The 12,890-nt window shown below is 64.5% G+C and carries 12 protein-coding genes; 3 read left to right on the top strand and 9 right to left on the bottom strand.

All coding sequences use genetic code 11. The annotated features are described in order from the left end of the window. The first annotated feature begins 93 nt into the window (after window positions 1-93). The gene (locus Q352_RS0102575; RefSeq protein ID WP_028497992.1) at window positions 94-1,869 is read left to right on the top strand and encodes a GGDEF domain-containing protein; all 1,776 of its coding nucleotides are present in this window, start codon (window positions 94-96) and stop codon (window positions 1,867-1,869) included. Window positions 1,870-1,879: 10 nt separating this feature from the next. On the opposite strand, the gene Q352_RS0102570 is transcribed toward Q352_RS0102575, so the two are convergent. The 9 genes from Q352_RS0102570 to Q352_RS0102530 all read right to left on the bottom strand — a co-directional run bounded on the left by Q352_RS0102570 (window position 1,880) and on the right by Q352_RS0102530 (window position 10,633). Continuing rightward, complete coding sequence (locus tag Q352_RS0102570) at window positions 1,880-2,668, bottom strand: uracil-DNA glycosylase (protein WP_028497991.1); 789 nt, start codon at window positions 2,666-2,668, stop codon at window positions 1,880-1,882. Continuing rightward, window positions 2,665-3,108, bottom strand: coding sequence for a ribosomal protein S18-alanine N-acetyltransferase (gene rimI / locus Q352_RS0102565; RefSeq protein ID WP_028497990.1), 444 nt, complete (start codon window positions 3,106-3,108; stop codon window positions 2,665-2,667). Before rimI ends, Q352_RS0102570 begins: the two co-directional genes overlap by 4 nt. Continuing rightward, on the bottom strand, window positions 3,105-3,773 hold the full coding sequence (tsaB, locus tag Q352_RS0102560) for a tRNA (adenosine(37)-N6)-threonylcarbamoyltransferase complex dimerization subunit type 1 TsaB (protein ID WP_028497989.1): 669 nt from the start codon (window positions 3,771-3,773) through the stop codon (window positions 3,105-3,107). The genes rimI and tsaB overlap by 4 nt, the downstream gene beginning before the upstream one ends. A 153-nt stretch (window positions 3,774-3,926) precedes the next feature. Next, on the bottom strand, window positions 3,927-5,147 hold the full coding sequence (locus Q352_RS0102555; RefSeq protein ID WP_028497988.1) for an EAL and HDOD domain-containing protein: 1,221 nt from the start codon (window positions 5,145-5,147) through the stop codon (window positions 3,927-3,929). Window positions 5,148-5,255: 108 nt separating this feature from the next. Beyond that, complete coding sequence (locus Q352_RS0102550; protein ID WP_028497987.1) at window positions 5,256-7,115, bottom strand: chemotaxis protein CheA; 1,860 nt, start codon at window positions 7,113-7,115, stop codon at window positions 5,256-5,258. 40 nt (window positions 7,116-7,155) lie between these two features. Further along, window positions 7,156-8,175 carry a protein phosphatase CheZ gene (cheZ, locus tag Q352_RS0102545; protein WP_233495154.1) on the bottom strand — a complete coding sequence of 340 codons (1,020 nt, stop codon included), beginning with the start codon at window positions 8,173-8,175 and terminating at the stop codon, window positions 7,156-7,158. 37 nt (window positions 8,176-8,212) lie between these two features. Further along, the gene (cheY, locus tag Q352_RS0102540) at window positions 8,213-8,611 is read right to left on the bottom strand and encodes a chemotaxis response regulator CheY (RefSeq protein WP_028497985.1); all 399 of its coding nucleotides are present in this window, start codon (window positions 8,609-8,611) and stop codon (window positions 8,213-8,215) included. Between the two features lie 128 nt (window positions 8,612-8,739). Continuing rightward, window positions 8,740-9,675, bottom strand: coding sequence for a chemotaxis protein (locus tag Q352_RS0102535; RefSeq protein ID WP_028497984.1), 936 nt, complete (start codon window positions 9,673-9,675; stop codon window positions 8,740-8,742). A gap of 16 nt (window positions 9,676-9,691) precedes the next feature. Next, on the bottom strand, window positions 9,692-10,633 hold the full coding sequence (locus Q352_RS0102530; RefSeq protein WP_028497983.1) for a chemotaxis protein: 942 nt from the start codon (window positions 10,631-10,633) through the stop codon (window positions 9,692-9,694). 234 nt (window positions 10,634-10,867) lie between these two features. Between Q352_RS0102530 and Q352_RS0102525 the strand changes: the two genes are divergently transcribed. Next, entirely contained in the window at window positions 10,868-11,998 is a 1,131-nt protein-coding gene (locus Q352_RS0102525) for a sensor histidine kinase (RefSeq protein ID WP_028497982.1), read from the top strand. Window positions 11,999-12,168: 170 nt separating this feature from the next. Next, window positions 12,169-12,780: a chemoreceptor glutamine deamidase CheD gene (cheD, locus tag Q352_RS0102520; protein ID WP_084299777.1), complete on the top strand. Its 612-nt coding sequence runs from the start codon at window positions 12,169-12,171 to the stop codon at window positions 12,778-12,780. The last annotated feature ends 110 nt before the right edge of the window (window positions 12,781-12,890 follow it).

Genomic DNA, 12,890 nt, shown 5'->3' with positions numbered 1-12,890 from the left:
TCGCGCCAGAGTGTTTTTCGCTGTCGGAAACCGCTTTGCATGAAGACACTCCCCTATAATCGTCTGTCCACATGCTTGTGAAATTTTCCGTTAATGACGCCTACCGAGCTAGCCCGTGAAACCCTGCTGACGCTTGCTGCGCGCAAGCTTCCGCCCACGCCGGAAAACTATCAGCGCGTCTACGACGAAATCGGCGAGTTTCCGGCGCCGGTGGCTCCGCTGTCGGCGCCATTGCTGGCCCGCATGGAGTTGTTGCCCGGTGCCATCGATCTGGCGCCGCGCTTCAGCCGCCTGCAGCAGCAGATCGAACGGCAGCAGTGGGATGAAGCAGCAGACCAGTTGCTCGAACTGATGCAGATGCTGATCGAGCAGCAACTGGCCGGCCAGGACTGGAGCGCGCTGCTGCGCGGTCTGATCCGGGCCTGGGACATGCCGCTGGCGGTGACCCAGAGTCACAAGCGCGATACGCTGGACCGGGTGCTGGCCAGCCGTGGCGCGCGGCCGGCGCAGCTGTATGACAAGCTGCAGGGACTGGTCAGCAGCTGGAGCATGGGCGCGGCAGTGCAGAGCGCCGATGGCGACCTGCTGTTCGACGCCATCGATGCGGTGCCGGCTGCCGGCGGAGCGGCCACCGAGGCGAGCCCGGCCGTGCAGGCCTGTCTGGCCGCGCTGCGCGAAGCGCTGACGCTGGGGGTGCATCCGCGCCTGGCCGGTTATCCGGAGCTGCAGCATGAACTGGTCCAGCTGGCGCAGGGACTGGACAGTGGCGAGCGCGACGAGGATCTGGTCATGGTGTCGCGCCGGCTCAAGCGTTTCTGGATCCGGCTGGAACTGGCGACCCAGCAGGACGAGCGGCTGACCACCGCCATTACCCGCATTCTGGACCTGCTGCTGGAAAATCTGGTCGACTTTATCGGCTCCGACGCGCACGTGCAGGGCCAGATCAGCGCCGTGCGTGCGCTGCTGGCCGATTCGCCGGTGTCGATGCGCAAGCTGTATCAGGTCGAGGCCGGACTGAAGGAAGCGGTCTATCGCCAGGGCCTGCTGCGCCACAGCCTCGACGAGGCGACCGATTCGATGCGGCACATGCTCGACAGCTTTATCCACCGCGTCAGCCTGCTGTCCGAAAACACTGATGAATACCAGACCCGCTTCAGCGGCTATGCCGAAGCGATCAATGCCAGCCGGGACCCGCTGGCGCTGCATGGCATCGTCGACAGCCTGATGGCCGACACGCGTGCTGTCCACCTCGACCTGGTCAATGCCCGTGACGAGCTGGTGGACGCCAGGCTGCAGGTCGGCGTGGTCAACGAACGCATCCGCCAGCTGGAAAGCGAGCTGGTCGAAGCCAGTGCCCGGGTCAAGGAAGACCAGTTGACCGGCGCCCTGAACCGGCGCGGGCTGGATGAGCTGTTCTCGCGCGAAAGTGACCGGGCGCAGCGCGAACGCTCGCCGCTGTCGCTGGCGCTGATCGATATCGACAATTTCAAGCAGCTGAACGACCACTACGGCCACCTGGTCGGCGATGATGCGCTGCGACATGTGGTATCGGTGGTGCAGTCGCGCGTGCGCCCCAGTGACGGTGTGGCGCGCTTCGGCGGTGAGGAATTCATCATCCTGATGCCGGGGACCGACGCGGAAAGCGGCTGTGAAATCATCGAGCGCCTGCAGCGCGAACTGACCAAGACCTTCTTCATGGCCCATGAAGACCATGTGGTGATCACCTTCTCGGCCGGCGTCGCCCGCTGGATGCCGGGTGAAAACGAGCTCGACCTGATCGAGCGCGCCGACCATGCCATGTACAAGGCCAAGGTCGGCGGCAAGAATCAGGTGATGCTGGCGCCGGACGTGCTGCCGACGCTGGACTGAGCCGGGCGCGTCAGCCGGCGGCCATCAACCCGGCCAGGGTCTTGCGCGCAAAGCACAGGTCCTGCCAGGCGCGTGCCTTGTCCGGCAGGTTGCGCAGCAGATAGGCCGGGTGGTAGCTGACGATCAGCGGCACGCCGTGCCAGTGGTGAACCTGTCCGCGCAGCCGTGAGATCGCCTGTTCGCTGTCCAGCAGTGCCTGGGTGGCAATGCGGCCGACGCACAGGATCAGCCTTGGCCGGACCAGCCGCAACTGGTCGGCCAGATAATCGACACAGGCAACCATTTCCGCCTGCTGCGGGTTGCGGTTGCCTGGCGGCCGGCACTTCAGCACGTTGGCGATATAGACATCCCGCTCCGGGTCCCAGCCAGTGGCGGTCAGCATGGCGTCCAGCAGCTTGCCGGCCGGACCGACGAACGGCTGGCCAAGGCGGTCTTCCTGTTCGCCGGGCGCTTCACCGACAATCATCAACGCAGCCTGCCGATTGCCGCGCTCGAGCGCGGTCCGGGTGCGGGTTTCGTTCAGTGGACAGCGCTGGCATGCCGGCACCTGCTGCTCCAGCTCTGCCCAGTCGCGCAGGGCCGGCGCTTCGTGCCGGGTTTCCGGCATGACCGGGAGGTCGGGGACCTCTGCGGGCGCGGCGGGCATGGCGGTTTCAGCGGCCGTAACGACCGGCGCGGGCGTGCCGATGGCGTCCGGCTGCACGTCGTCATCCGGCTCGGCAGCGGTGGCGGCACAGCCGGGGCGCTGGCGCCACACCGTCAGTCCCAGTTCCTTCAACAGCAAGTCGCGGCGGCTCACAGGGCGATCTCCATCAGGATGGCGTCTTCACGGCCGTTATCGGTACGGTAGTAGTCGCGGCGCACACCACAGCGGACAAAGCCGCGGGCGGTGTACAGCGCCAGTGCCGCACCGTTGCCGGCGCGGACTTCAAGCAGCAGTCGGGTCGCCCCTGCCGTGCGGGCTGCGGCGAGTACGGTATCGAGCAGCTGACGACCGAGACCGCGGCGCTGCCAGTCACGGGCAATGACTATTTCATGCAGCTCGGCGTCGTCGAGCACGGTCTGCAGCACGGCGAAACCGACAATGTCGGCGTCAATCTGTGCCACCAGCACCTGGCTGCCACCGTGCAGCGAGCCGGCGATCTGACCGCGCGTCCAGGCGCCGTCCCGGGCGCCGGCGGCAATGGCTGCCAGCCGCTCAGTGTCGGCATCGGTCGCCGGCCGGAACTGCGGATTCATCGCGCTTCCCGTTCGCGGGTGGTCAGTGCCACCTTGTTGCGCAGGTACAGCAGTTCGGCCCGCTCGGGCGGAACCAGCGGATAGCGGCCACTGTCGGCCAGTGCCAGCATGGCCAGCGCCGATGGCTGACGCCCGGGCTCGACGGCCGCCAGCGTGTTGCCAAGCCGGCTTGCCAGCGCTTCGGCATGGGCATCGAAACCACTGCCGGCGCCGACCCAGCGAATGCCGTCGATCACCGGCAGGGCATCCGGGGCATACAGGCCCATCGGGATCGGCTGGCTGCCGTCGCGGCGGTCGTAACCGGCCGCATAGACCTCGCCCATCCGCGCATCCAGACAGGCCAGCACGCACGGCGCGTCGACCGTTGCCGCCAGTGCGTCGAGCGTCGGAATGCCGATCAGCGATTTGGCACAGGAAAAGGCCAGTCCCTGCGCGAGGCCGCAGCCGATGCGCAGTCCGGTAAACGAGCCCGGTCCCTGACCGAACACGATGGCATCGACGTCGGCCAGCGGCCGTCCGGCTTCAGCCAGCAGTTCGGCCAGTTGCGGCAGGGTTGCTTCGGCGTGTTTCTGGCCGACATGGCTGTGGTGGGCGTGGACCACGCCGTCAAAACGGACGGCGATGGACAGGTATTCGGTCGAGGTATCGAGCGCGATCAGATTCATTATCGGGGCAGCTGAACAGAACGCCGCCGGTCGGGCCGGCCGCGTGGAAACGAAAACGTCCCGCAGGGCACAGGGACGTGTGTGTGGCGATGACGGACAGCGCGTAGCGTAGCACATTGCCGGCCCGGCTCGCCGGCCCCGGCACCTGTCCGGTTAAATCCGCAGCTCTTCCACCCAGCCCAGCGCGGCGACATGGGCGCTGCTCAGGGTCTGGGCCGACAGGCCGAGCGCTTCGGCCAGCACCTGCACATCGCGCAGCGCCGGATCTTCGCAGGCAATGACCAGCTGCAGCAGCTGACCCAGCCAGCCGGACTGTTCCAGCAGCGCATGGCGGGCGATTTCCGGCAGCAGCAGATTGTCGAGTGCCGACTCGAGCGGCATTTCCAGCAGGACATGGATCAGCGAGAACATGCCGACGATAAAGCCGTTGTCGCTTTCATGACCGTGGCCGATATTGCGCGTCAGCAGCTCCATGAAACGGCCACGGGTGACAGCGGTTTTCAGCAGGGCCGACGGGGCGCCGACTTCCTCGCTGGCCGTGACCAGCAGCAATGTCAGCCAGCGGTAGAGCTTCTGGTAGCCGAGCAGGGTGACGGCCTGGCGGAACGAAGCGACTTCGTTGACCAGTGCGAAGCCGGCCGAATTGATGTAGTGGAACAGCTTGTAGCTCATTGCCACGTCCTGGCGGAAACCGAGTTCAATCTCGTCCAGGTCGGCGTTGCCGCGCAGCATGTTCAGCAGGTTGATGATATTGGCCAGCTGCGGGTGGACGCTGCGGTTGTTCAGGGTTTCGGCGCGGGTGAAGTAGTGGCCCTGGAAACCGTCGATGCCGATCGAGCGACACCAGCGGAAGTCATCATGGCTCTCGACCTGCTCGGCGATCAGGATCACCGGGTGCTGTCGCAGCGTGGCGGCGGTCTTTTCCAGCCGTTCCTGGCCAAGCCTCGCCAGGTTCAGCTTCACATAATTGATGGCCGGCAGGAAGCTGTCCTGCTCGCCGCCGGGCTGATAGTCGTCCAGTGCCAGCCCGAAGCCGTGCTGCCGCAGATGCATGACGCGGCGGCGCATTTCGGCGCTGGCCGGCAGCGACGGGCACAGCTCGAGAATGACGCGGCGCGGGTGCAGCAGTTCCAGGAATTCGCTGACCAGCAGACCCTGTCCGACCTTGATGAAGGCGAACTTGTTGCCGATCAGTGCCGCCGCATCCATGCTGGACAGGGTGTTGACCAGCACGTGGGCACCATTGGCCGGTTCGTCGTCGGCCGCCGGCATCGACCCGGTCGCTACCGGGCGGAACAGCAACTGGTAACCGATGATCTGCTGGTTCCGGTTCAGGACCGGCTGGCGACCGATAAAGGCCGGGGAGGGTTGCATGGCGACTCTGCTGAAATCACGGGAAGGCAAACGACAGCGTCCCGCAGCGGTGCGGGACGGGGAAACGGCCGGGAGATCGCCGGTGAAGCGGTGATCTCCCGGGGCCGGTCAGATGGCCAGGTCGAGCAGGGCCGGGCTCAGATGGCCGCCCTTTTCCTTGGACTCGGCCGACAGCAGACCTTCCATGTCCAGCACCAGCACCACGGCTCCATCGCCGGACAGCGTGGCACCGGCCACCCCCTTCGGACGGATGTTCTGCAGCGGCTTGATCACCACATCGTCCCGACCGACGAAAGCGTCGATGGCGAGGATGAAGGTCTTCTCCGCCGACTGCATCAGTACGCCGAATGCCGGCTCCTGGGTTGCCGGCCAGCCGAGCAGGTCGGCCAGACCGCGCACCGGCAGGATCTCGTCGCGGACGACGATGGTCGGGCGGGCCGAGACTTCCTGGATGCTGTTCGGGTCGATCGGGATGATCTCGCGCACCATGGCCAGCGGCACGGCAAAGGCCTGCTGGCAGACCTTGACCACCAGCACCGGCAGGATGGCCAGCGTCAGCGGCAGCGAGACGCTGAGGCGGGTGCCTTCGCCCGGCACCGAGGTGATGTCGATGCGGCCGTTCAGGCGCTGGATGTTGGTCCGCACCACGTCCATGCCGACACCACGGCCGGAGACGCTGGAAATCTGGTCCTTGGTCGAGAAGCCGGGCAGGAAAATAAGTTGCAGAGCCTGCTTGTCGTCCAGTGCCTGTGCGGTTTCGCTGTCGATCAGGCCCTTGTCGACGGCCTTCTTGCGCAGCATGTCGGCACGCATGCCGCGACCGTCGTCGACGATTTCGATGACGATGTGGTCACCGACCTGACGGGCGGACAACTGCACGATACTCTTGACCGGCTTGCCGGCGGCAATGCGCTCCTCGGTGGATTCGGTACCGTGGTCGACCGCGTTGCGCACCAGGTGGACCAGCGGATCGTTCAGATCCTCGATCATGGTCTTGTCGAGTTCGGTTTCCTCACCGGACAGCACCAGTTCCACTTCCTTGCCGAGCTGGCGGGCCAGATCGCGGGCCAGTCGCGGGTACTTCTGGAACAGGCGGCCGATCGGCTGCATCCGCGTCTTCATGACCGCGTTCTGCAGGTCGCCGACCAGCAGGTCGAGCTGGCTGACCGCTTCGTCAAGTGCGCGCAGCGTGTTCGTGCCAAGGTTGCCCTGCATGATCTCGGTACGGATCGTGGTCAGGCGGTTCTTGGTCAGGCCGATTTCACCGGACAGGTTCAGCACCTGGTCGAGACGGTGAGTATCGATCCGGATGGTGGTTTCCTGCGGTGCGGCGACCTGGGTATTGGCCTTGGCCGGCGCACGATCGCGGGCGGCCGGCACCGGGGCTGGTGCCGGAGCGGGGGCTGGCGCCACCGGGGCCGAGGTCGGCACGACGGCCGTACCGCCACCGGCAATCTGCGCGACGCTGTCTGCCGGTACGACGACGGCCTGGTACAGCTGCTGCCAGTTCGGCTCGCCCGGGGCGGCCGGCGCTGCCGGGGCCGCTGCCGGTGCTGCTGCCGCAACGGCAGGCGTCTGTCCGGCCAGTGCGGCGTCGAGATTGGACAGGATGGCCGGATCGGCCGGCGACGGCATGCGGCCCTGCGCCATGTAGCTGAACATGTCGCGAACCACGCCGGTGGCGTCGAGGATCACGTCCATGATCTCGCTGGACAGCGTCAGCTCGCCATTGCGCAGCTTGTCGAACAGGTTTTCCGTGCGGTGGCACAGATTCACCAGCGGGGTGGCGTTCAGGAAACCGCCACCGCCCTTGATGGTATGGAAGCCCCGGAAAATGTCGTTCAGCAGTCCCTTGTCGTTGGGACGCTTTTCCAGTTCAACCAGTTTGTTGTCCACATCGGACAGCAATTCGAGAGACTCTGTCAGGAAATCCTGAAGCAGTTCTTCCATTCCGGCGAAGTCGCTCATGACAGCCTCTGCGAGAAAAGTGTTGTGTATGCAGTATGCATCAGAAACCCAGACTTGCCAGCAGGTCGTCGACCTGCTTCTGGTCGGTTACCACGTCGGTGCGGTTGGCCGGATTGACGACCGGGCCGTTTTCCAGCGAGTGGAGCTCGGTCGGGTCCGGCTTGATTTCCGGCTGGTATTCCATCAGGAACGACAGCAGTTCCTGCTCCATGTGCTGGACCATCTCCACGACCTTCTTGATCACCTGACCCGTCAGATCCTGGAAGTCCTGCGCCATGACGATTTCCATCAGCTCGGAAGACGTGGCATGCGTATGTTCGGGCACTTCGGCCAGGTAGCCGCGCGTCGACTTCGCCAGTGCCTTGAAGGCTTCCAGCGACGACTGGTTGGCAAACACCTTGTCCCAGTCGCTGGCGAGGGCGGCGGCGCCGCTCTCCAGACGGGTCTGGTGCGGTTGCGCGCGGTCGGTGGCGTTCAGCACGCGCTCGGCGGCGTTTTCCGTCAGCGTGGCGATATAGGACAGCCGGTCTTTCGCGTCGGGAATGGCACTGGCGGCGCGTTCGAGGGATTTGTCGTAGCCGAGTTCGTGCAGCGCATCATGCAGCTTGCGGGTTAGCTGGCCCACTCGCGAATACATGTTGTCAGCGGAGGCAACGGGTGCCGCAGCGGCTGGCGCGTCTGCGCTGACCGCGGCCTGGCTGGCCACGCTGTCGAACAGCGCCTCGAGTTCCGGGCTGTCGCCGGCGGCGGTCACCTGCGCGACGACCGGGGGCGGGGGCGCGACCGGGGCCACGCTGGCGGCCACGCTGTCGAACAGCGCTTCGAGTTCCGGGCTGTCGCCGGCGGCACTCAGGTCGGGGGCGGGCGTCGGTACGACGGGTGGCGCAACGGGTGCGGCGGCGACACTGTCAAACAGTGCCTGCAATTCGGCGCTGTCGCCATCTGCTGATGGGGCGGGCACGACGGCAGCGATCGGCGCGGCCGGGGCTTCCTGTACATGCGTGTCGTGAGCGACACGATCGAACAGGGCCTCGAGTTCGGGCGAATCGCCGTTTTCCAAGTGATTATCCGGCACGTAGCCTCCCTCGGTTTTCTGCTTACTTGGCCACGCTCTGGAAGACTTTGCCCAGCTTTTCTTCCAATGTGGCAGCGGTAAAGGGTTTGACGATGTAGCCCGAAGCGCCGGCCTGGGCCGCTTCGATGATGTTCTCGCGCTTCGCCTCCGCCGTAATCATCAGGAAGGGGAGATGCTTGAGCTGGGCGTCGGCGCGTACATTGCGCAGAAGCTCGATGCCAGTCATGTTCGGCATGTTCCAGTCGGACACGACGAAATCGAATGTCTGGCTTCTGAGCTTGTGCAGCGCGGCCTGGCCGTCCTCGGCTTCATCGACGTTGGTGAAACCCAACTCCTTGAGCAGATTGCGGAGGATGCGTCGCATCGTCGAGAAATCGTCGACGACCAGAAAGCGTGTGTTCTTGTCTGCTGCCTCGATCATGGGGCGTTGTCCTGCGTATGTGTGGCTTTGTCAAAGCTGCCGGTCATGGGCCCGGAGCCGGTTCTGTCTGGTAGACCGTGGGTCGAGCCGGATCGTAACGATGGCGGCGCTCACTGCGAATGCTGCGCTCAGCGTTGCAGGTACGGCAACATCGTTTCCGCCAGCAGCGCGGGTTCGAACTTGGCGACGTAGTTGTCGACGCCGACGCTCGAGCCCATCGCCCGGTTGGCATTGGACGACAGCGACGAGTGTATGACCACCGGAATATTGGCGAAGCGCTTGTCGCCCTTGATGTGCCGGGTCAGAACGTAGCCATCCATTTCCGGCATTTCGGCATCGACCAGGATCAGTTTCAGTGTGTCGTGCAGCGTGGCGCCATCCATCCACGGACGGTTGGCGAAGGCCTGCAGTCGTTCCCAGGCCTCGCGGCCATTGGTGGCCTGATGGTATTTGACTTCCATCTTGTCGAGCACCTGGGTGATTTCCTTGCGGGCGACCACCGAGTCGTCGACGAAGAAAATGAATTCGTCGCTGCCGGTGCCGGCCTTGGGAATGTCGGGGATGCGGGTTTCACCGACGACGCTGGCCAGGATCTGCTCGACGTCGAGGATGGAAACCAGTTTGCCGTCGTCCAGTTCGGAGACGGCGGTAATCATGGCCTGTCCCTGCGGCATCATGTTGTCCGGCGCCTTCATCCGGTCCCAGTCGATGCGGATGATGCGGTCGACCGACTCCACCAGGAACGCTTGCGTGCTCTTGTTGAATTCGGTGACGATCATCGATTCGTACTTGTGGGTGTCCGCATCCTGCGCGCCGGTAAAGCGGGCCAGCGAGATGACCGGGATGATGTTGCCGCGCAGGGAAATCACGCCCTCGACACCGAACGGCATGTTCGGCGACTTGGTGATTTCCGGCGTCTGCGACACTTCGCGCACCTTGAACACGTTGATGCCGAAGGTTTCGCGGGTGCCGAGCGAGAACAGGAGGACTTCCATCTTGTTCGAGCCGGCGAGCTTGGTGCGCGCATCGATGTTATCGATCAGGGATATGTCTTGCATGGCCATTATTCTCGTAGCAGGGTCAGAGCTTCAGCAATTCGCGCATCTTCAGCGACAGCTTCTGCGGCTCGAATTTCGACACATAGTCGTCGACACCGACCGACTGGCCTAAACGCTGGTTCGACTGACCAGACAGCGACGAGTGCATCAGCACCGGAATGCCGGCGAAGCGCGGGTCGCTCTTGATCATCTTGGTCAGCAGGAACCCGTCCATTTCCGGCATTTCAACGTCGGTCAGCACCAGGTTCACCATATCCTTCAACGGCTTCTCTGCCTGCTCGGCCTGACTGGCCATGCGCTGCAGCTCTTCCCAGGCGCGGCGACCGTTGATTGCGTATGCGTAATTCACGTTCATCGCCTGCAGCGTCTTCTCGATCTGCTTGCGGGCCACGGCGGAGTCGTCGGCGAAGAACACCATCCGCGATTCCTTGATCGGCTCGATATTGACGAACTGGAACGAGTCGTCGATATCGGTGGTCTCGGCCAGTACGCGCTCGACGTCAATCATCATCACCAGATTATTGTTGTCGAGCTCGGTCACGGCGGTGACCAGACCGCCCATGCGGTTCGAGATCATTTCCGGCGGCACGCGCATCGCCGACCAGTCCAGGCGCAGGATGGTATCGACCGCCTCGACCAGGAAGCCCTGGGTGTGGCCGTTGTACTCGGTCACGATCATGACTTCCGGGGTCTTCTCGGTGATCACGCCGGTATACTTCGCCAGGTCGATGACCGGAACGAGGTGACCGCGCAGGCTGACCATGCCTTCGACCGAGCTGGCCATTTCCGGCGCCGTCGTGATCTCGGGGGTGCGCATCACTTCACGGACCTTGAATACATTGATGCCGTAAGTTTCCTTACGGCCGGTCCGCTGGTCGACCCCTAGCGAGAAAAGCAGGATCTCCAGCTTGTTTGCACCCGCGAGTTTGGTTCGCGCGTCAATGCTTTTCAGTAGTTCAGACACAAGGTGCTCCGCTCATCTTTGCAAATTCAAATCGCCAGCCCGGGGGGCTGTCAGGAATACTATCGACAACAACTGCAGAATCATAAGTGACTCTAGACGTTCGTTAGGATTTTTCTCGCAGTTGTGCGGAACATTTCCTGAGTAGATTACTACCACATTTCCCTTAGTGCTGTCATAGGGGCTGCCATGAGCCATGAGAATCATCAACTCGGTCCACAGGAGAATTCTCCTGACGTGCAGCAGCTGAAAGAGGCGTTCGGTCTGTTCAGCCGCGCGTCCGGTGAACTGATCCACGCGTACTCCGATCTGCAGAAGCAACTGGCGACCCTGTCGGCGCAACTGGAGATGGCCAATCTGGCGCTGGCCAGCCAGAGCGCGCAGCGTGCCAGCCTGGCCGAGCGGCTGGCGCTGCTGCTCGACGCGCTGCCGGCCGGCGTGGTCGAGCTGGCGGCAGACGGCACCGTGCTGCGGCAGAATCCGGCGGCGCAGGACATGGCCGGGGCCGACTGGACCGGACTGGACTGGGCGCAGGTATCGGCCGCGATGACACCGGCGGATGTCGGCGACGCCTGGCTGCTGCCATCCGGGGCCGCGCCGCGTGAAGTCATTGTCGAGCAGCGTCCGCTGCCGGACGGTTCGACCATCGTGCTGCTGCATGACATCTCGCGCCAGCAGGCGCTGGCGCGGCAACTGGCCGATCAGGAGCGACTGGTGGCGATGGGGCAGATGGCGGCATCGCTGGCGCATCAGCTGCGCACGCCGCTGGCCACCGCCATGCTCTACACCGCCAATCTGGCCCGCGAACCACTGGGCCGGGAAGACCGGGAGCGCTTTGCCGGCAAGGCGCTGGACCGTCTGCGCCAGCTCGAAGGCCTGATCCGCGACACGCTCGGCTATGTGCGCGGCGAGGCGTTCGAGTTGCACGACGTCGCCGTGGCCGACGTGCTGGACGAGGTCGAGCATGCGGTGCTGGCCGGAGCCCGCGCCCGCGCCGTGACGTTTGCCTGCCGGCAGGACACGGGCGTGACGCGGGTACGGGCCGATGCCAGGGCGCTGGTCAGCGCTCTGGTCAGCCTGATCGAGAATGCGTTCGCCTACTCGTCCCCGGGCAGCGAGGTCTCACTGGCGGTCCGCCGCGGAGAGGCCGGCGTCGAATTCGCCGTCAGCGACCAGGGACCGGGCGTGCCGGCCGAGATCGCCTCGCGCATTTTCGAGCCGTTCTTTACCACGCGCAGCGAGGGTACCGGTCTCGGGCTGGCCATTGCTGCCCGGGTGGCGCAGCAGCAGGGCGGACAGTTGCGGCTGGATGCGCGCCATGCACCGGGGGCGTGTTTCGTGCTGTCCCTGCCGCTGGCCGACGACTGAATGCAAGCGGGCACCGCGAAGGGATCGCGCAGCGGGATTCCACTGGTCTATATCTAGACAAGACATACGGATGTCATTGCCTTGCCGGCAGGGCGGCAGTGACCGTTCTTCCCGCAGCCGCGGACCGGTCTCCGGCCCGGTGTCCGCTTGCGGCCACATGCGAGACCACCATGAACACAGGCAATACCAAGACCAGTGCAGCCATGCCAGGAGCCTCCTACTACGACGCCAATTTCCAGCTCGAGGCGGCCAAGGTGCTGCCGGGCGAGTTCATTGCCACCAATCGCGACATGCTGCTGGTGACGGTGCTGGGGTCCTGCGTGTCGGTGTGCCTGCGCGATCCGGTGGCCGGCGTGGCCGGGCTGAATCACTTTTCGTTGCCCGATGGCGTGTCCGATCAGGACGCGCTGACCAATCTGCCCGAACGCTATGGCCAGCATGCGATGGAAGTGCTGATCGACGAAATGGTGCGGCTCGGCGGCGACCGGCGGCGCTTCGAGGCCAAGGTATTCGGCGGCGGCAGCGTGCTGCGCGGGATGCTGAAATCCAATATCGGCGAGCGCAATGTCGATTTCGTCCGGCGCTTTCTTGCCGAGGAGAGCGTTCCGGTGCTGGCGGAGGACCTGCTCGACTGCTATCCGCGCAAGGTCTACTACTTCACCCTCAGCGGCCGCGTGCTGGTGAAGAAGATCAAGGACGTCCACAACCGCACCATCTACGAGCGCGAATGCGCTTACCGCGACCGCTTGCGGCGCCAGCCGTTCAAGGGCTTCCCGTCCTAGCCCCCTGATCGATCGTTCCGGAACCGCGCCACCCTTTTGCACAATTTGGCGAACGGGGGCGTGTGCTGCACTGCGCGACATGCCCAATGTGTGGCATATTCGGCGACTAT

Origin of the sequence: Microvirgula aerodenitrificans DSM 15089 (assembly GCF_000620105.1) — a bacterium.
Classification (GTDB): Bacteria; Pseudomonadota; Gammaproteobacteria; order Burkholderiales; family Aquaspirillaceae; genus Microvirgula; species Microvirgula aerodenitrificans.
The sequence above is the reverse complement of the archived record's forward strand: the minus strand, read 5'-3'. Positions and strand labels throughout refer to the sequence as shown.

Excerpts from the sequence above, each read along its gene's own strand:
- Q352_RS0102535 (WP_028497984.1), bottom strand. The coding sequence starts at position 9,675 with ATGGCCATGCAAGACATATCCCTGATCGATAACATCGATGCGCGCACC.
- Q352_RS0102575 (WP_028497992.1), top strand. The coding sequence starts at position 94 with ATGACGCCTACCGAGCTAGCCCGTGAAACCCTGCTGACGCTTGCTGCG.
- Q352_RS0102550 (WP_028497987.1), bottom strand. The coding sequence starts at position 7,115 with ATGAGCGACTTCGCCGGAATGGAAGAACTGCTTCAGGATTTCCTGACA.
- Q352_RS0102555 (WP_028497988.1), bottom strand. The coding sequence starts at position 5,147 with ATGCAACCCTCCCCGGCCTTTATCGGTCGCCAGCCGGTCCTGAACCGG.
- rimI (WP_028497990.1), bottom strand. The coding sequence starts at position 3,108 with ATGAATCCGCAGTTCCGGCCGGCGACCGATGCCGACACTGAGCGGCTG.
- cheD (WP_084299777.1), top strand. The coding sequence starts at position 12,169 with ATGAACACAGGCAATACCAAGACCAGTGCAGCCATGCCAGGAGCCTCC.
- tsaB (WP_028497989.1), bottom strand. The coding sequence starts at position 3,773 with ATGAATCTGATCGCGCTCGATACCTCGACCGAATACCTGTCCATCGCC.
- cheY (WP_028497985.1), bottom strand. The coding sequence starts at position 8,611 with ATGATCGAGGCAGCAGACAAGAACACACGCTTTCTGGTCGTCGACGAT.